A 1,218-nucleotide genomic window follows, 5' to 3' on the forward strand; every position below is an offset into this window, starting at 1 on the left:
GAGACAGGCAATGAGAGACCGAGAATTAATGGAAGCTATAGCTAAAAGCAAGCGCTCCTTTGAGGAGATTCTGGACTACATCAAAAGGGATCCGGATGCAGATTAATTCTGTCAAATCGATCTTTAGTGCGAAAACTTCAGGAAGTTAAGGATTAATGTCCTCCTCTCGTAAGTATTACGGCATTACCGCACCTTCATTCTATTACTTACAAGAGTGGCTCTCTATAGCGGATTCGTTTTGAAAATCAAATGGCTCCAACCATCGGAATGGGTGGCTCTATACATCGGACGTGATGGCTCTCAATAGCCGGAATACTCACCACTCAACTGGAGCCAACAATCCCTTTTTAAAGCGTTATGTCGGTCCTGACGATGGACTGCTCGGGAAGAACTTATATGGAAACCACTGGAACCAATACAAGCCAAATGGAAGAAACGTCTGTGCCCATGCGTTCATCGGCAAACTGGCTGACGGAAGCATCGCAACATACCAGACCCTTCCATGGAATCATCGCGGTTGGCATGCAGGAGATTCAGCAAATGATACCCATATTGGATTTGAGATATGCGAGGATAATCTGAGCGATCCATCTTATTTTGTGGCGGTCTATAAGGAAGCTTCTGAGCTATGTGCTTTCCTTTGCATAGCATATGGGCTAACTGAGAAGAACATCATCTGCCACAGTGAGGGTTACAAGCTTGGGATTGCCAGCAACCACAGCGATGTCATGCATTGGTTCACAAAGCACGGAAAAAGCATGGACACCTTTCGGGCGGAAGTCGGTAGGCTTCTCAAGGTTCAGGCAAGCGATAAAACCACAGCCTCTAATCCTAAAAATCTCTACACCATTCAGGTCGGGGCCTACAGTGTCAAAGCCAATGCTGAAGCGATGCTTGCCAAGGTCAAGGCTGCCGGATTCAAGGATGCCTTCATAAAAACTGAATAAATCGCCTGCGCGGAAAGCATGAGCCTCTCTTCTGTCTTTTGACGGTAGAGTGGGAAATGCGGCGATTTGGAGCCAGTAGCGCGGAGGTTTAGAGCCACACGCGCGCTATCTCAGAACCACCTAACGCGCGATTACAGAGCCAATAATATATTCCTGCTGTAATATAAAATTAGTGCATTCGTGCATTAGTTTTATTTTTTTAGGAGGAAAAACGCATGTCAGACAACATCACTATCGTCAGGGCCGTCTTTAGCGGCCTTAGCCAACGTCA

General features: G+C 46.5%; 1 protein-coding gene. It reads left to right on the plus strand.

Annotated features, from left to right (window positions below):
- Positions 1–293 precede the first annotated feature (293 nt).
- Positions 294–947, plus strand: a complete 654-nt coding sequence (locus T472_RS06600) for an N-acetylmuramoyl-L-alanine amidase (RefSeq protein ID WP_023388126.1) — start codon at positions 294–296, stop codon at positions 945–947.
- Positions 948–1,218 lie beyond the last annotated feature (271 nt).

It is taken from the genome of Youngiibacter fragilis 232.1, from assembly GCF_000495435.3.
In the GTDB taxonomy this organism is placed as follows: domain Bacteria; phylum Bacillota; class Clostridia; order Clostridiales; family Clostridiaceae; genus Youngiibacter; species Youngiibacter fragilis.